General features: G+C 48.8%; 14 protein-coding genes. 8 read left to right on the plus strand and 6 right to left on the minus strand.

Going from position 1 to position 17339, the window contains the following annotated elements; translation table 11 throughout:
* Positions 1-2: 2 nt before the first annotated feature.
* Together mnmG and mnmE are read right to left on the minus strand one after the other, a co-directional pair.
* A complete protein-coding gene (gene mnmG / locus KNP67_RS14705; RefSeq protein ID WP_021067854.1) occupies positions 3-1889 on the minus strand; it encodes a tRNA uridine-5-carboxymethylaminomethyl(34) synthesis enzyme MnmG in 1887 nt (628 codons plus the stop codon).
* A gap of 15 nt (positions 1890-1904) precedes the next feature.
* Positions 1905-3284, minus strand: coding sequence for a tRNA uridine-5-carboxymethylaminomethyl(34) synthesis GTPase MnmE (gene mnmE / locus KNP67_RS14710; RefSeq protein ID WP_021067853.1), 1380 nt, complete (start codon positions 3282-3284; stop codon positions 1905-1907).
* 170 nt (positions 3285-3454) lie between these two features.
* Between mnmE and KNP67_RS14715 the strand changes: the two genes are divergently transcribed.
* Positions 3455-4207 (plus strand): nucleotidyltransferase domain-containing protein, encoded by a 753-nt coding sequence (locus KNP67_RS14715; protein WP_214756933.1) that lies wholly within the window; start codon positions 3455-3457, stop codon positions 4205-4207.
* 16 nt (positions 4208-4223) lie between these two features.
* Here KNP67_RS14715 and KNP67_RS14720 read toward each other — a convergent pair whose 3' ends face one another.
* The 4 genes from KNP67_RS14720 to rpmH all read right to left on the minus strand — a co-directional run bounded on the left by KNP67_RS14720 (position 4224) and on the right by rpmH (position 6505).
* Complete coding sequence (locus KNP67_RS14720; protein WP_131472089.1) at positions 4224-4766, minus strand: HdeD family acid-resistance protein; 543 nt, start codon at positions 4764-4766, stop codon at positions 4224-4226.
* Positions 4767-4886: 120 nt separating this feature from the next.
* On the minus strand, positions 4887-5747 hold the full coding sequence (yidC, locus tag KNP67_RS14725; RefSeq protein ID WP_021067849.1) for a membrane protein insertase YidC: 861 nt from the start codon (positions 5745-5747) through the stop codon (positions 4887-4889).
* Between the two features lie 102 nt (positions 5748-5849).
* Positions 5850-6203, minus strand: a complete 354-nt coding sequence (rnpA, locus tag KNP67_RS14730) for a ribonuclease P protein component (protein ID WP_021067848.1) — start codon at positions 6201-6203, stop codon at positions 5850-5852.
* A gap of 167 nt (positions 6204-6370) precedes the next feature.
* Complete coding sequence (gene rpmH, locus KNP67_RS14735; protein WP_015880216.1) at positions 6371-6505, minus strand: 50S ribosomal protein L34; 135 nt, start codon at positions 6503-6505, stop codon at positions 6371-6373.
* An 806-nt stretch (positions 6506-7311) separates the two neighbouring features.
* Here rpmH and dnaA point away from each other — a divergent pair.
* The 7 genes from dnaA to KNP67_RS14770 all read left to right on the plus strand — a co-directional run bounded on the left by dnaA (position 7312) and on the right by KNP67_RS14770 (position 17121).
* Positions 7312-8685, plus strand: coding sequence for a chromosomal replication initiator protein DnaA (dnaA, locus tag KNP67_RS14740; RefSeq protein WP_021067847.1), 1374 nt, complete (start codon positions 7312-7314; stop codon positions 8683-8685).
* Between the two features lie 197 nt (positions 8686-8882).
* Positions 8883-10022, plus strand: a complete 1140-nt coding sequence (gene dnaN, locus KNP67_RS14745; RefSeq protein ID WP_021067846.1) for a DNA polymerase III subunit beta — start codon at positions 8883-8885, stop codon at positions 10020-10022.
* A gap of 135 nt (positions 10023-10157) precedes the next feature.
* Positions 10158-10373: a S4 domain-containing protein YaaA gene (yaaA, locus tag KNP67_RS14750; protein ID WP_021067845.1), complete on the plus strand. Its 216-nt coding sequence runs from the start codon at positions 10158-10160 to the stop codon at positions 10371-10373.
* A gap of 1 nt (position 10374) precedes the next feature.
* Entirely contained in the window at positions 10375-11493 is a 1119-nt protein-coding gene (recF, locus tag KNP67_RS14755; protein WP_021067844.1) for a DNA replication/repair protein RecF, read from the plus strand.
* 54 nt (positions 11494-11547) lie between these two features.
* Positions 11548-13476, plus strand: coding sequence for a DNA topoisomerase (ATP-hydrolyzing) subunit B (gene gyrB / locus KNP67_RS14760; protein ID WP_021067843.1), 1929 nt, complete (start codon positions 11548-11550; stop codon positions 13474-13476).
* A gap of 22 nt (positions 13477-13498) precedes the next feature.
* Positions 13499-16069: a DNA gyrase subunit A gene (gene gyrA, locus KNP67_RS14765; protein ID WP_058765174.1), complete on the plus strand. Its 2571-nt coding sequence runs from the start codon at positions 13499-13501 to the stop codon at positions 16067-16069.
* Positions 16070-16131: 62 nt separating this feature from the next.
* Positions 16132-17121, plus strand: coding sequence for an HD-GYP domain-containing protein (locus tag KNP67_RS14770; protein ID WP_214756934.1), 990 nt, complete (start codon positions 16132-16134; stop codon positions 17119-17121).
* Positions 17122-17339 lie beyond the last annotated feature (218 nt).

Below are 17339 nucleotides of genomic sequence, written 5' to 3' on the forward strand. Positions count from 1 at the left end.
TTTCACTCCACTGTCGCGTATTGTCCTTGCTCGATATAGACAAGAAGAATCGAAACGTCCGCCGGGTTTACCCCGGAAATACGTGACGCTTGTCCAATCGAGAGCGGACGCACTTGTTTTAGTTTTTGTTTCGCTTCCGTCGCAAGACCACCGATTGCATCGTAATCGAGTTTCTCCGGAATCCGTTTTTCTTCCATCCGCCGCATCTTCTCGACTTGCTCGAGCTGCTTCGAGATGTAGCCTTCGTATTTCACTTGAATCTCGACTTGCTCCGCCACTTCAAACGGCACTTCGATCGGTGCCGGTGCAAAGCGCATGAGCGTCGCGTACGTCACTTCTGGCCGCTTCAACAAAATGCTGGCATGCGTCGCTTCTTTGAGCGGGTTCGCGCCAACTTCTTCGAGCACGGCGTTCACGTCAGCGGACGGTTTGATGACGAGTCCGTTGAGACGCTTCACTTCTGCCGCGATAGCGACTCGTTTGTCTTCAAGGTGGGCATGACGCTCTGGTGACAATAGACCGACCTCGTGACCGATGTCGCTCAAACGAAGGTCCGCATTGTCGTGGCGCAAAAGCAAGCGATACTCGGCGCGGGATGTGAGCAGACGGTATGGCTCGTTCGTCCCTTTCGTCACGAGATCATCAATCAAGACGCCGATATACGCCTGTGAGCGGTCCAAGATGACCGGCTCTTTGCCGAGCACTTGGCATGCGGCGTTGATTCCGGCCATGATGCCTTGTCCGGCCGCTTCTTCATAGCCGCTCGTCCCATTGATTTGACCTGCCGTGAACAATCCGCCAACCGTCTTCGTCTCGAGTGTCGGCCAAAGTTGCGTCGGTACGACTGCATCGTACTCAATCGCATACCCAGGGCGCATCATCTCTGAGTTCTCAAGCCCCGGAATCGTCCGGAGCATTTGATGCTGAACGTCTTCCGGCATACTCGTCGAGAAGCCTTGCACGTAAATTTCTTCCGTGTCGCGACCTTCTGGCTCGAGGAAGATTTGGTGACGCGGTTTATCGTTGAACCGGACGACTTTATCTTCAATCGATGGGCAGTAACGCGGGCCCGTCCCTTTGATGGCACCTGAGTACATCGGCGAACGATGCAAGTTCTCATCAATCAATTGGTGTGTCCGCTCGCTCGTGTAGGTGAGCCAGCACGGGATTTGCTCAATCGGGTCGAGGTCTTTCGATGTGTAGGAGAAGAGCGACGGATTGTCGTCCCCTGGTTGAATCTCCGTCTTCGAGTAATCGATCGTCTTGCCGTCGATGCGTGGCGGTGTCCCCGTTTTGAAACGAACGAGTTCGAGCCCGAGCTCTTCTAAATGCTTCGACAATTCGACCGAAGGCATCTGGTTGTTCGGACCGCTCTCATACGACAATTCGCCGATGATAATTTGACCGCGCATAAACGTACCGGTCGTGACGATGACCGCTTTCGAGCGGTACTCCGAACCAGTATTCGTGACGACGCCGGCGACTTTTCCGTCTTCGATGAGAAGTCGTTCGACGAGCGCTTGACGAAGCAATAGGTTCGGTTCGTCTTCAAGCACTTTCTTCATATGATTTTGGTATTGGAATTTGTCCGCTTGCGCCCGTAATGCGCGCACTGCTGGACCTTTTGATGTGTTGAGCATCTTCATTTGAATGTACGTCGCATCGATCGCCTTCGCCATTTCGCCGCCAAGGGCATCGATTTCGCGAACGACGATCCCTTTCGCGGGACCACCGATCGATGGGTTGCAGTACATGAATCCGACCATATCCGGATTCATCGTGAGCATCGCCGTTTTCGCGCCCATGCGCGCCGAAGCCAGCGCGGCCTCGATTCCCGCATGACCAGCTCCGATGACGATGACATCAAACTCGCCTGCCGTGTAAGCCATAGTTGTTCCTCCTTATTATTTCCCAAGACAAAACTGTGAAAAGAGTTGATCAATCAAACTTTCTTGAACGGTGTCCCCGTTGATTTCGCCGAGCGTATCCCACGCCCGTCGTAAATCGATTTGGACCATATCGATCGGTAAATTCATGGCGGCACTTCCGAGCGCCTCATCGATTTGTTCGATTGTCCGTTTGATGAGCTGAATGTGTCGTGCGTTCGAGATATATGTCATATCCTGTGATTCGACGCCTTTAGCGAAGAACAAGTTCGAAATCGCCTTCTCCAATGCATCGATTCCCTCTTCTAATAAGAGAGACGTCGCCACGATCGGGCGACCTGCCGCTAGTTTCTCCAGCTTAGAAGAATCCATACTTTGTGGCAAGTCCGTCTTATTGATGATGATGATCGCATTCATACCAGCAATCGCCTCAAATAAGGCCTCATCCTCGACAGTCAGACCTTCATGCCCGTTCAAGACGAGCAAAATCAAGTCAGCCCCGGCGAGCGCCTTGCGCGATTTCTCGACACCGATCCGCTCGACGATATCTTCCGTCTCCCGAATTCCTGCCGTATCAATCAATTTGAGCGGAACGCCTTTGACGTTCACATACTCTTCAATCGTATCGCGCGTCGTTCCTGCGATTTCCGTGACGATCGCTTTCGTCTCTTGTACGAGCGTGTTCATGAGCGATGATTTGCCGACGTTCGGTCGACCGATAATCGCTGTCGCGAGCCCTTCTCGTAAAATCTTGCCTTGTCGCGCCGTCTCGAGCAGTTGCTCGAGCACACGCTTCACTTCGCCCGCCTTGTCTTCGACGATGGCCTGGGTCATCTCTTCGGCGTCGTATTCCGGATAGTCGATATTGACCTCGACCGCCGCAATCGTCTCAAGCAACAGTTGACGCAACTCGCGGACGAGCCGTGACAAGCGTCCTTCCATTTGTGACATGGCGACGTTCATAGCCCGATCCGTTTTGGCACGAATCAAATCCATGACGGCCTCGGCTTGCGACAAATCAATCCGTCCATTCAAAAAGGCGCGTTTCGTGAACTCGCCCGGTTCTGCCAAGCGGATGTCCGGTTGTTCAAGAATCAGTTCGAGGACACGATTGACCGCGACGATTCCTCCATGGCAATTGATTTCGACGACGTCTTCTCGCGTGAACGTCTTCGGTGCGCGCATGATGCTCACCATGACTTCATCGACGACCTCGTCCGTGCCAGGACGTTTCAATTTTCCGTAATGGATCGTATGTGACTCCACTTTCGTCAAATCTTTTCCAGAAAACACACGGCCCACCGTCTCGACGGCGCGGTCACCGGACAAGCGGACGATTCCGATTGCCCCTTCACCCATCGGCGTCGAAATCGCCGTAATCGTGTCAAACTCTAGCATCATCTTTCCCTCCCATACTTCTTACTACTTCCTCTATCTTATGCATAACGCACCTACTATACACGATATTTGTCTCGAACGAAAGAGTCCGACCTCTCGAGCAACGGTTGCATTTTAAGGAATTACTTTAGTACAATAAAGGAATATATTTCCATGGAGGACGTGATGAAATGCGACAGCAAGATGCCATCGCCACATTGACTACCAGCCTCATCTCCGATGCGAACGTGCAGGCCATTTTCTTGAAAGGATCGTTCGGGCGTGATGAAGCGGACGAACATTCCGATGTCGACTTGTACGTCATGGTCGCCCCTGACAGCCTGAATGAGTTCTTGTCGCGCCGCCGCGACCATCTGGCCACATATCGCCCGATTCTGCTCGAGGACGAAATCGATATCGTAGCCCCGCAACTGATCGTCGTCTATGATGATTTCTTGCATCTCGACTTCTTCACGGTGACGGCGGACACGTTGAACCATCAAGACACAATCACGGTGCTGTATGATCCGGAACATCGACTGCAACATCACTCGAGTTCGCTCACCTTGTCGGATGAAGACTTAAGCGGACACGTGTTTGATGCGATTTGGTTCTTTTTCCAATATACGAAAGCCCGTGACCGCGGCAACGATGTCTGGGCCGTCGAGATGCTTCGGCAAGGCATGAGTCATTTCGCCTATGTGCTCGCCGCTCATTACGAACCCGAACGGGCCGCACTCGGGTTGAAAGACGTGGCCGCCCGACAGCGGATTGAAATCCGGACCTTTTATGAAGCGTTGACACCCGACCATCATGCGACAGCCGCTCGATGGTATATCTCCCGTCTCGAAGTCGAGCGTCCCTTCTTCGAGACGACCGTTGCGTTCGAAGTGATTCGTCCGTTTTTCGACCGACTCGTCATCCGTGAAAAAAGCCGCTCCTAATGTGAGCGGCTTTCGTTTATGCTTGCTGGCGTCTCGAGGAGCGGAGTGTGAAATAGAGCACCCATTCGATCACCCCGACGGCGATGAGAAAACCGCCGAACAATTGGAACAAAACGAGCAGGCTGTCAAACGGGTTCGCCAACATGAGTAGGCCAATCCCAATCCACAATAGACTGCTGAGCATGAAGTACATCCACCGATTGGCGATGGTCCGGCGAAATCCGACGGCTTGAATCAACCGGATGATGCCACCAAACAAGAATAAGGCGCCGATAAAAATCGGGAGCAGACTTGCCAACGTTTCAGCGAAGAAAAAGACGATTAAAGCGATCAATAAATAGATGATTCCCATAAAAAAACCGGCTGGGAGCCCGTCCCGTTTGTGCCGCAACCCTTGAATGATGGCGACGAGACCGATGATGGCAAAGTAAGCCGCAACCAAATAGACGATCGCATCAAAAAAGATGCGCGGATACAAGATGATGAGTAACCCGATTACCACGTAAAGCGCCGCTTGAATGAACGTCGACCGTTCCAACCGTTTGATGAGCGTCTCCATATGAAAGACCCCTTTCTGATTCGACGATTTCGACCACTGCTTTGTTTATTCCCGGATTTAAGGTTGATCTATCCCGAACGACAAAAAAGGCTGTGGATTGGTTATCCACAGCCTTAGCGTTTATTTACGTTTTTTCTTTTTTGCCTTTTTTTCTTCTTCTGCGAGTACGGCACGTTCTGCTTCTTTCGCAGCGATTTTCGCTTCAGCTTGAACTTTCATCTTCTCACGCATCGGGAGCATGATTGCCATCGTCACGATAATCGAGATGATGTAACCGACGACCCAGTACATCGAAAGGGCGGCTGGAAGCGTGATCGACATGACGAAAATCATCACTGGGAAGATGTAGAGCATCATTTTCAATTGTGGGTTTTGTTCTTGGCCCGCCATTGAGATTTTTTGCTGTACAAACGTCAAAATCGCTGCCAGAATCGGCAAGATGAACGTTGGATCTGGTGCCCCGAGGTCGAACCAGAGGAACTGTGCTTCAAAGATTTCAGGTGTCCGACGGATCGCATCATAGAACGCGAACAAAATCGGCATTTGAATCAAGATTGGCAAGCAGCCCGCGAGCGGGTTGATTTGGTACTCTTGATACATTTTCATCATTTCTTCTTGCAGTTTACGTTGCGTCTCTTGGTCTTTCGAGCTGTACTTCTCACGCAGCTTGAGCATTTCCGGCTGCAACACTTGCATCGCACCCATACTCTTCGTCTGCTTGATCATAAGCGGTAAAATCAAGAGGCGGACGATAATCGTCGCGACGATGATCGAGTAACCGTACTGCCACGTCCCACCAATTAAGTAAGCCGCTTCTTTCAACAACCATGCTAGTGGCCAAACAAAGTATTGCGACCAGAAGCCTTCCGTCTCAGCCGTAATCGGCTCTCCTTGGATCGTCGATGGGTCGACACAGCCAGCCATCAACATGATGACGCCGGTCATGACAGCCAACAATCCTAATTTTAGCTTTTTGCTCATAGTTCCCCCTACGCTTTCTTTATCGATTCTTTTGTTTCATCACACGTCTATCGGTCAATCCTAATTAGTTCGCGTTATATATGAAAGAACGAGCTCGGATTGTTATGATCGATCGACTTGTCTCTGCTTCCAAACTTTAGCCCGTTTGAATGCGTGTTTCAAGCTTTCTGTCACTTCATCTTGCGTAAGCGACGTCGCTGGTTTGCGCGCAATGATGACATAATTGTGCGGAGCCACGTTCGGTTCGAGCAAGCGAAGCGATTCACGCATCAATCGTTTCATCCGGTTCCGTTCCACGGCATTTCCCAGCTTTTTGCTGACCGAAAGTCCGACCCGGAAGTGCGCTTGATCCGCTTTCTGCGTGTAGACGACAAACTGACGATTGGCCACGGAGCGTCCTTCACGAAACACCGCTTGGAACTCTTCATTCTTTTGCAGGCGGTATTCTTTTTTCAAAATTCTCACTCCATCCTTCGCTTCAAAAATCGTCAACTAACATCATACCATATCCCATTCGTTTCAACGAGAGTGAATCAGCTTTTTCCGTCCGTTTGTGTGAGTTCTGTGACGATACAAAAAAAGATTGCCCAAGGAGGATTCCTCGGGCAATCTCATAATCTGTATTAGACAGTCAAGGCTTTGCGGCCTTTACGACGGCGAGCTGCAAGAATGTTGCGGCCGTTTTTAGTCGCCATGCGTGCACGGAATCCGTGGACTTTCTTACGCTTACGGTTGTTAGGATTGAAAGTTGGTTTCATTGTTAAAGCACCTCCTCAAGGTTAACGCTCTATTAGCAAGTTATAGTTTCATTTAAGGCAGTCTTTAAGATTATATAAACTGTTGTCTAGATTGTCAATGAGTTTTCGCTAGGTTTTCAATTAGGATGAAATCCTTCGGACGGGAAGGGGACAATCACCTCCGGATGGCATGATCTAGAAGAAACGGAAGTAATGAATCACATGGAGAATTAACAATCCGCCAGTGACTTTTTTACAAATAGCTGTCTAAAGCCATTTTATCCACATATCCCAAGAGTTATCCACACTTATATGTGAATAACTCCTCTTCTTTCAACAATTTTACGATTCCATTTTTTAATTTTTCATTTTCAATTTTACGATTCCATTTTTTAATTTTTCATTTTCTTCTCTTGAAAAAATATTCTCCACAATTCCTTCTTCCTCTTTTGTGTATAACTTTTCTGTCTATATCTTATCTCACTTCTAATTATCCACAACATATCCACAGTTTATCCACACTATACACAGCATGTGGATAACTGCCTGTGGATTCTTTTTGCAGTCTGTGGATAAATATCAAAAACCGTTGCCACGTCTATTTTATTTTGATAAACTGAATGTGCACAAACTTGTGGATGAACTTTTAGCAATTCCAAGATATACACAGGCTGTGGATAACTGTTATCCCCAACATCAACACCATGTGGATAACGTTATCCACAGTTTTTGTTCTCTGGGGATAACCCTATTATCTACTATAGAATAGTGTATGTGTATATCGTGTGAATAAGTTTCGCCAACATGTGAGTAAAGGAGGTCTTTCATTGAAGAATGCTCGCGAGATTTGGAGAAATGTTTTATCTCTGATTGAGGAAGAGGAACGAACACCAAAAGCCAGCTTTGATATGTGGTTGAAATCAACAGAAGGAATTTCGTTGATGGGGACGACACTCGTCGTGTCCGCGCCAGCCAGTTTCATTGTGACTTGGCTTGAGCGTCAGTACTTGTCATTGTTACAAGATACGATTGAAGAAGTAACGAACAACAAGCTTGAGATTCATTTTATCGAGGAATCACAAGCACACAAGTATGCACCTGCGGATGGATCGAAAGAGACGATTGCTGCCACAGAAATGAAAGAACAGCCGCTTCCGGTACTACCAAAAGAGGAAGGGAACCTCGGACAGCTGAATGACAAGTACATTTTTGAGACGTTTGTCATCGGGTCGGGTAACCGATTTGCTCACGCTGCCTCGCTCGCTGTCGCAGAAGCGCCGGCGCGCGCCTATAATCCGCTCTTCATTTATGGAGGAGTCGGGCTCGGCAAGACGCATTTGATGCATGCGATTGGTCATTACGTGAAAGGGCAGAAGCCTGGCGCACGAATCGCTTACGTATCATCTGAAAAGTTCACGAATGAGTTTATCAACTCGATTCGTGACAATAAGACCGAAGAATTCCGCAACCGCTATCGGAACATTGATGTTCTCTTAATCGATGACATTCAGTTCCTAGCCGGGAAAGAACAGACACAGGAAGAGTTTTTCCACACGTTCAATGCGCTTCATAACGATCAGAAACAGATTGTGATTTCGAGTGATCGACCGCCTAAAGAGATTCCGACGCTCGAAGATCGTCTTCGTTCGCGGTTCGAATGGGGTCTTATCACAGACATCACACCGCCTGACCTTGAAACACGGATTGCCATCTTACGCAAGAAAGCGACGGCAGAAGGACTGGATATCGCAAACGACGTCATGCTGTATATTGCTAACCAAATCGACACGAACATTCGTGAACTCGAAGGGGCGTTGACGCGCGTCGTGGCCTATGCCAAGCTCGTCGGTCGTCCGATCGATCCGGATGTCGCTGCTGAAGCGTTGCACAACATCATGCCGGTCCAAGAAGCGAAGAAAATTGTCATTCGGGACATTCAAGAAATAGTGGGCCGTCACTTTAATATTGAAGTCGATGAACTGAAGGCGAAGAAACGGACGAAGACGCTCGCATTCCCTCGTCAAATCGCGATGTACTTATCACGTGAGATGACGGAAAGCTCGCTTCCTAAAATCGGGGAAGAGTTCGGTGGACGCGATCACACGACAGTTATTCACGCCCATGAGAAAATTAGTACGTTGCTCAAGCACGATCCGGAGATGCAAGAGACGATTCAGACGTTAAAGAAAGCATTGTCATAAAACGCTTCAATTTCATTGTGGATATCCTGTGGATAAACCCACATAGTTATCCACAAGTTATTCACAGGCAGAATGGCTCAACACCAGTGGTTAAAGTGACTTATCCCCAGTATCCACAGCCCTTATTACTATTATGACTTAAATAATACTATTATTATTAACTATATGACTCAGTTCACTTAGGAGGAATTATCCACATGCATTTAACGATTCAGCGAGATGTATTCATGCAAGCCGTACAAGATGTATCAAAAGCTGTTGCTTCCCGAACGACGATTCCAATCCTCACAGGATTAAAGCTTGAAGCCCATGCCGATGGGTTGACGCTCACAGGTAGCGATACGGAAATTTCAATCGAACGCTTAATCCCGATTGAAGAAGGCGGAATCGAACTCATTCAAATTCAACGAGCAGGTAGCGTCGTGCTCAATGCACGTTTCCTCGGTGAGATCGTTAAAAAGTTGCCGACGAATGAAGTGACACTCGAAGTGTCTCCGAACTTTATGACACGAATTGAATCGGGACAAGCCGAGTTCCATTTGAACGGACTCGATCCAGATGAATACCCGCGCCTGCCTGAACTATCAAGCGAGCGTCGTTTCTACTTGCCGGCCGATTTGTTGAAGACGATTATCCGTCAAACGAGCTTCGCTGTTTCTGGACAAGAGACACGTCCTGTGTTGACAGGGGTCAACTTCTCTGCCGAAAAAGGATTCTTGACGTGTGTCGCAACGGATAGCCACCGTCTGGCACTTCGCCGGGCACGGTTTGAGACAGACAACGATTTGACGTTCCAAAATGTCGTCGTCCCAGGCCGCTCATTGAACGAACTCGCAAAATTGCTTGATCGGGAAGAGTTGCCAGTCGAAATCGTGTTGACGGACCAACAAATCTTGTTCCGCTTGAAAAACATCTCGTTCTTCTCGCGTCTACTCGACGGAGCATACCCAGATACATCACGCTTGATTCCGGAAGAATACCGGACAGCAGTCCGCATGAACGCGAAGGACTTCCTCCAGGCTATCGATCGTGCATCATTGCTTGCACGCGCTGATCGCAATAACGTCATCAAGTTTGTCGCTGAAGAAGCGACGACGGTCGAAGTCTCCTCTCATTCTCCAGAAGTCGGGAAAGTGTCAGAGCGCGTCAGCATCCTGTCGCTTGAAGGAGAAGAGTTAAAAATTTCATTCAACTCGAAATTTGTCATGGATGCGCTTCGTGCGCTTGATGCTTCAGAGATCGAAATCCAGTTCACGGGTTCGATGCGTCCGTTCATCTTGCGTCCGGTCGAGCAAGATAGCGTCCTACAGTTGATCTTGCCAGTCCGCACGTCTTAAGTCAGACTGAGCAGATTCGGGGATGATGAGGTGTTTCACCTTGTCATCCCCATTTTTGCCTTATTCGACGTTTTTCGATAAACTAATAAGTATGGCGATTTTTTGTACTAAGTATGAAAGAAAGGAAGTGACGACATGAAAAAAGTGTCGATTACAACCGAGTATGTAACGCTCGGACAATTTTTGAAGTTGGCTGACATCATTTCAAGCGGAGGCCAAGCGAAGTTCTTCTTAGAGGACATTCAAGTAAAAGTGAACGGTGAGGTTGATCAACGTCGCGGACGCAAACTACGCGATGGGGATACGATTGAGGTCGAAGGTTTCGGAGACTTCCAAATCGAGGGTAACTAACGTGCATTTAAAGTCGATCCGATTGCAAAACTACCGCAACTACGAAACCCTCGAGCTAGATTTTTCAGAACAGACGAACGTTCTCATTGGTGAGAATGCCCAAGGGAAAACGAATCTGCTCGAATCGATTTACGTACTTGCGCTCGCAAAGTCACATCGGACGACGCAAGACCGTGAACTGATCGGCTGGGAGGCGGATGCAGCGATGGTAGAGGGACGGATTCATAAACGGACCGGAGAGACGGTCCAGTCGCTCACGTTTTCACCGAAAGGGAAGAAAGCGAAATTGAACCATCTCGAACAACGCCGCCTCAGCGACTATGTCGGCGCTTTTAACGTCGTGCTGTTCGCACCCGAAGACCTTGCCATCGTCAAAGGTAGCCCGCAAGGACGACGACGGTTTTTAGATATGGAAATCGGGCAAGTGAGTCCTGTCTATTTACATGAATTGAATCAGTATTTGAAGACACTGAAGCAACGGAACGCCTTGTTAAAGCAACTGTCCATCAAAGGTGGAGACGAGACGCTACTAGAGGTGCTCACCGATCAAATGATTGAGCTTGCCGTGAAAATCGTTTCGCGACGTCATCATTTTATCGATCAGCTTGAAAAATGGGCGGGACCCATCCATTCCGGCATCACACGTGACTTGGAGACACTGACGATTCAATACGTATCGGATACATTCCAAAAAGAACGTTACCCAAAAGAGGCGATGTTTGAAACGTATCGTCAAAAGTTTGATAAAATAAGAGAGAACGAACGAAGACGAGGCGTGACGTTATTTGGTCCGCATCGAGATGACTTTGAATTGTATGTCAACAATCGCAACGTCCAAACGTTCGGTTCACAAGGCCAGCAACGTACAGCGGCTTTGTCTTTAAAGTTAGCGGAGATTGAACTGATCCACGAAGAGGTCGGGGAATATCCATTGCTTTTGTTAGATGACGTGTTATCTGAATTAGACGACCATCGCCAAACCCATCTGCTCGACACGATGGGCCAAAAAGTCCAAACCATTATCACGACGACCAACATTGATGGCATCGCTCACGAAACGATTCAACAAGCGAAGGTGTTTCACGTGAAACAAGGCGAAGTTGAAACGGAATCTGTATAACGTAAGACCAATCCATATGAACACCAATTCATGTATAGTAGGTGAACAAAACCGATGAGTAACGAAAACGAAAAACAAATGCAAGATTATGGTGCTGATCAGATTCAAGTGCTTGAAGGGTTAGAAGCCGTTCGTAAACGCCCGGGGATGTATATCGGTTCAACGAGCTCACGAGGACTCCACCACTTGGTGTGGGAAATCGTCGACAACTCGATTGATGAAGCGCTCGCCGGACACTGTGACACGATCACGATGACAGTAGAACCAGGTAACTCGATTGTTGTCGAAGATAACGGACGCGGGATTCCAGTCGATGTTCAAAAGAAAACGGGCCGTCCTGCCGTCGAAGTCATCTTCACCGTCCTTCACGCCGGAGGTAAGTTTGGCGGCGGCGGATACAAAGTTTCAGGTGGTCTACACGGTGTCGGGGCCTCGGTCGTCAACGCGTTGTCGACGAAGCTTGAAGTGTTCGTCCGTCGTAACGGCAACGTCTACTATCAGTCATTCAAACGCGGTGTCCCACAAGGCGAACTTGAAATCGTCGGTACGACCGATACGACTGGTACAACTGTTCGTTTCTTCCCAGATGGAGATATCTTCGAAGAGACGCTCGAATATGACTTTGATTTACTCGCTACACGTCTGCGCGAACTTGCCTTCCTGAATAAAGGACTCCGCATCGTCGCCAAAGACGAGCGCAGCGATGAGACGATTGAACGCAATTATCACTACGAGGGCGGAATCAAGTCATACGTTGAACATTTGAACCGCTCGAAAGCCTCAATCCACGACGAGCCTGTCTACGTACATGGCACAAAGGATGGAATTGAAGTCGAGATTGCGCTTCAGTACAACGAAGGATTTGCGAGCAACATCTATTCATTCACGAACAATATTCCGACCCATGAGGGCGGAACGCACGAGACTGGATTTAAAACGGCGCTCACGCGTTCAATCAACGACTATGCAAAACGCTTCGGTCTCATGAAAGAGGCTGATGGTAGCCTGTCAGGAGATGACGTACGTGAAGGATTGACGGCGATTGTCTCGGTCAAACACCCGTCGCCACAGTTCGAAGGGCAGACGAAGACGAAACTTGGTAACGCCGATGCGCGTACAGCCACAGACTCGCTCTTCACGGACACGTTCGAGCAATTCTTGCTTGAAAATCCATCTGTCGGTCGATTGATCGTCGACAAAGGCTTGATGGCGGCCCGTGCCCGTCTCGCAGCGAAACGTGCTCGTGAGATGACACGCCGTAAAGGGATCCTTGAAGTCAGTTCATTGCCTGGGAAACTAGCCGACTGTTCATCGAAAGATGCATCGAAGTCTGAGCTGTACATCGTTGAGGGTGACTCGGCCGGCGGTTCAGCGAAATCAGGTCGCGATCGTCACTTCCAAGCGATTTTGCCAATCCGAGGTAAAATCATCAACGTCGAAAAAGCGAGACTTGATAAGATTTTAGCCAACCAAGAAGTACGTACGATTATTACAGCGCTCGGGACAGGGATTGCGGAAGAGTTCGATCTCGGGAAGGCTCGTTATCATAAGTTGATTATCATGACCGATGCCGACGTCGATGGCGCCCACATTCGCACACTGCTTTTGACGTTCTTCTATCGCTACATGCGTCCGCTCGTCGAGAGCGGGTATGTCTATATCGCGCAACCACCACTTTACGGCTTGAAGCACGGAAAAGATGTCACTTACGTGCAGAATGACCGTGAATTGCAAGAAGCGATTAAACAGCTTCCGGAGAATGCTCGTTACAGCGTACAGCGTTACAAAGGTCTAGGTGAGATGGACCCTGAACAGCTGTGGAGCACGACGATGAATCCAGAGACACGCTCGATGCTTCGTGTCGACCTTCAAGACGCCATTGAGGCGGATGAGATCTTTGAGACGCTCATGGGTGACAATGTCGAGCCGCGACGTGATTTCATCCAATCACATGCGCATTACGTGAAAAACCTCGATATTTAAAAAGAAGGGTAGGCAATAACGAATGGCAGAACAAGAAAATATCAAGGATATAAATATTAGCCAAGAGATGCGCACCTCGTTCATGGACTATGCGATGAGCGTTATCGTGTCACGTGCCCTCCCAGACGTACGAGACGGTCTGAAACCGGTTCACCGTCGTATTCTATATGCGATGAACGAACTTGGAATTCGTGCTGACAAGCCCCATAAGAAATCGGCCCGTGTGGTCGGTGACGTTATCGGTAAGTATCACCCGCACGGTGACTCTGCCGTTTACGAGACGATGGTTCGGATGGCGCAAGATTTCAGTTATCGTTATGAACTCGTCGACGGTCACGGAAACTTCGGATCGGTCGATGGAGACTCAGCCGCAGCGATGCGTTATACAGAAGCACGTATGTCGAAAATCGCGATGGAACTCGTCCGTGATATCGGCAAAAACACGATTGATTACCAACCGAACTTTGACGGAGAAGAGAAAGAACCGGTCGTCATGCCAGCCCGGTTCCCGAACTTCTTGGTCAACGGGACGAGTGGAATCGCGGTCGGGATGGCCACGAACGTACCGCCGCATAACTTGAACGAAGTCATTGACGGCGTTCTTGCGTTGACGCATAACCCGGATATCACCATCTCCGAGTTGATGCAGCATATCCCGGGGCCTGACTTCCCGACAGCCGGCGAAATTTTAGGACGTAGCGGAATTCGCCGCGCCTATGAGACGGGTCGTGGATCAATCACGATGCGGGCCAAAGCTGAAATCGAAGTGTTGAAAAATGGTCGTGAACGGATTCTCGTTCATGAAATCCCATATCAAGTGAACAAAGCGCGCCTCGTCGAAAAGATTGCCGATTTGGTACGCGACAAGAAAATCGAAGGCATCACTGATCTTCGCGACGAGTCGGATCGTAACGGGATGCGTGTTGTCATTGAAGTACGCCGCGATGCGAATGCCAGTGTCATTTTGAACAACTTGTATAAACAAACGCCAATGCAAACGACGTTTGGGGTCAACATGCTCGCCCTCGTTGGGGGACGACCGAAGACGCTCAACTTGAAGCAAGCGATTTATTACTACATCGAGCACCAAAAAGAAGTCGTCCGCCGTCGGACGCAGTTCGATCTCGACAAGGCCGAGGCCCGTGCACACATCCTTGAAGGATTGCGCGTTGCCCTCGATCACTTGGATGAAGTCATCGCCATCATCCGCAGTACGCGGACCGGTGACGAGGCCCGTGAGAAATTGATTGCCCGTTTCGGGTTGTCGACCGAGCAGACGCAAGCGATTCTCGATATGCGTCTTCAACGTTTGACTGGACTTGAGCGTGAGAAAATCGAAGGCGAGTATCGCGAGATTCGCGCCTTGATTGAAGAGTTGCGTGCCATCTTAGGCGACGAAGAACTCTTGCTTCAAATCATTCGCAACGAGTTGACAGAAATCAAAGAGCGTTATGGCGATGCACGTCGGACAGTCATCCGTACGGATATCATCGAGCTTGAAGATGAAGACTTGATTCCAGTTCGCGACATGATGATCACGCTCACGAGCGAAGGGTATATCAAATCAATCCCAAGCGACTCGTATCGTACACAACGACGAGGCGGACGAGGCAAGCAAGGGATGGGTACGAATGACGAGGACTTCGTGTTACGTCTCTTGTCAGCTTCGACGCATGATACGATCCTGTTCTTCACGAACTTCGGTCGCGTCTTCCGCTTGAAAGGGTATGAAATCCCAGAGATGAGCCGGACTGCGAAAGGGATGCCGATTATTAACTTGCTACAAGTCGATAAAGGCGAAAAAGTCGAGACGATGATTCCGGTCGACTTCAATAGTTACTTGGCAGACAAAGCCATCGTTGAGGATGGAAGTGAAGATTCGGAAGCTGAAGTGGCAGACGAGCAGTTGTCGCTCGTGTTTATCACGAAGCAAGGACTCGTCAAACGTTCACCGCTCTCGGCTTACGCCCGCATCAATAAAAACGGACTTCGTGCCATCAGCTTGAATGATACGGACGAATTGGTTACTGTCCGTCTTGCGAAGAGCGATGACGAAATGTTGATTGTGACGCGTGAAGGGATGTCGATTCGCTTCCCGCTTGCGAGTGAAGTACGGTCGATGGGCCGTACCGCCCGAGGTGTCCGTGCGATTCGTCTGAAGAAGGATGACGATCAAGTCGTTTCGATGGAAATCGTACGCCCGACGCAAGACGTATTGATTATCACGGAAAAAGGCTATGGCAAACGAACACCGATGGAGCAATTCCGCACGCAAGGTCGAGGCGGTTCTGGAATTATCGGAATCAAGACTGACCGCGGTACCGTCGTCGGTATGCGAGTCGTGGATGAGGACGACGATATCATGCTCATGACCGAGCTCGGTGTCGCCATTCGAATCGATTCACAGACGATTTCGCAAATGGGTCGCAGTACGCGCGGTGTGAAAGTGATGAACATCGAAGACGGCGATCGTTTGGCTACAATTGCTAAATTGAAAAAAGATGAGCTAGAAGAGGAATCAGCAGATGAGATGGAGAATGGATTTGATGGTGAAGCACCAGAAACCGACCTATCGTCTGAAGTGACCGAATAAGGCGAAACAGGTCGAGCGGAGCTTCCGTTCGACCTGTTTTCATACGATCAGGAGGGATGAGCATGCGACTCGCTATTTCAAACGTGCACGTAGGTATGACGCTCTTAACATCTGTTTCTTCATTAGAGGCCGGGATTACACTGACGAACGAACATTTACGTTTGCTCCGCTTTTTGAAAGTTGATGCGATTGAAGTTGCTCCGGTAGAACGCCGTCCCTTTACACATGAGGAAGAACGCGACTTATGCGAAAAGATTCTTCAGTATGAACGTCACTACAATCAATGGGAAGAACGGATATCACCGAATCCATATGAGGCTCTTGAATTTATTCATCAGTTATTTCGCCAAGATTATCCTTTATCAGCAATCGTCAAGTTTTTCACGAACCAACCGTTACGTAAAAATCATGTGATTCATCATGCGATTTATCGGGCGCTCGTCGCAAAAACGTTATCGAAATATCGGGGGGACGAACATCGGCTTCAGTTTGACTATGGAATCGCATCTTATTTCGCCGATGCCAGTTACGCTAAAATCCGCAAATGGTCACATATGCGCTATTTTACAAAAATGGAGCGTGAGCTTCTGTATCAACATCCACTCGTATCGATGGCGATGTTACCTGAAGATCGGACATTACGGCAGCGTGTCGGTAAATTAGTGGCCGAACATCATGAGCGGCTCGATGGATCGGGCTTCCCAAATCGTCTTGAAGAGCGAGCGCTTCATCCGGCCTCTCCTCTGTTTATCGTGGCAGATCGTTTTTGTCAGTTGACGGCACCGCGAACATTCCGAGCTGCACTCACTCCGGAAGAAGCTTACTTCTATATGTGGCAAAATGAAGCGTACGATGGAGAGGCGCTCACACTGTTAGCTACGTTACTCGGCTTTTATGAAGTGGGTCGAACCGTTTTGTTGAGTAGTGGGGTTCGCGGGAAGATTCATCACTATACACCGAGTGTCGAACAACCGATTGTCGTATCAGAACCGACGCAAGAAACGTATGATTTAACTCGTTTAGACGAAGTACGAATCATCGCATTTCAATAATAGAAAGTGTGTTCCTTCTATATAGTGCAAAGAAGGAGCACTCTGTTTTTTTATTCTTTTAAAATATTTTATTTTTATAGTTGACGAAAGAGAATACAGGTGCTATTATAAATGAGTCGCTAAGAGCGGCAGACGAACTTTGAAAACTGAACGATGAGGCAAAAAAAGTTTTACAATTTTTGAATGAAGCGCAAGCTTCGTCATTTTTAAAGAGCTAT

It is taken from the genome of Exiguobacterium sp. s157, from assembly GCF_018618205.1.
GTDB classification, from domain to species: domain Bacteria; phylum Bacillota; class Bacilli; order Exiguobacteriales; family Exiguobacteriaceae; genus Exiguobacterium; species Exiguobacterium chiriqhucha.

Bases quoted from the DNA above. Each gene is read 5' to 3' on its own strand.
- mnmG (WP_021067854.1), bottom strand. From the start codon at position 1,889: ATGGCTTACACGGCAGGCGAGTTTGATGTCATCGTCATCGGAGCTGGT.
- mnmE (WP_021067853.1), bottom strand. From the start codon at position 3,284: ATGCTAGAGTTTGACACGATTACGGCGATTTCGACGCCGATGGGTGAA.
- KNP67_RS14715 (WP_214756933.1), top strand. From the start codon at position 3,455: ATGCGACAGCAAGATGCCATCGCCACATTGACTACCAGCCTCATCTCC.
- KNP67_RS14720 (WP_131472089.1), bottom strand. From the start codon at position 4,766: ATGGAGACGCTCATCAAACGGTTGGAACGGTCGACGTTCATTCAAGCG.
- yidC (WP_021067849.1), bottom strand. From the start codon at position 5,747: ATGAGCAAAAAGCTAAAATTAGGATTGTTGGCTGTCATGACCGGCGTC.
- rpmH (WP_015880216.1), bottom strand. From the start codon at position 6,505: ATGAAACCAACTTTCAATCCTAACAACCGTAAGCGTAAGAAAGTCCAC.
- dnaN (WP_021067846.1), top strand. From the start codon at position 8,883: ATGCATTTAACGATTCAGCGAGATGTATTCATGCAAGCCGTACAAGAT.
- yaaA (WP_021067845.1), top strand. From the start codon at position 10,158: ATGAAAAAAGTGTCGATTACAACCGAGTATGTAACGCTCGGACAATTT.
- gyrB (WP_021067843.1), top strand. From the start codon at position 11,548: ATGAGTAACGAAAACGAAAAACAAATGCAAGATTATGGTGCTGATCAG.
- gyrA (WP_058765174.1), top strand. From the start codon at position 13,499: ATGGCAGAACAAGAAAATATCAAGGATATAAATATTAGCCAAGAGATG.
- KNP67_RS14770 (WP_214756934.1), top strand. From the start codon at position 16,132: ATGCGACTCGCTATTTCAAACGTGCACGTAGGTATGACGCTCTTAACA.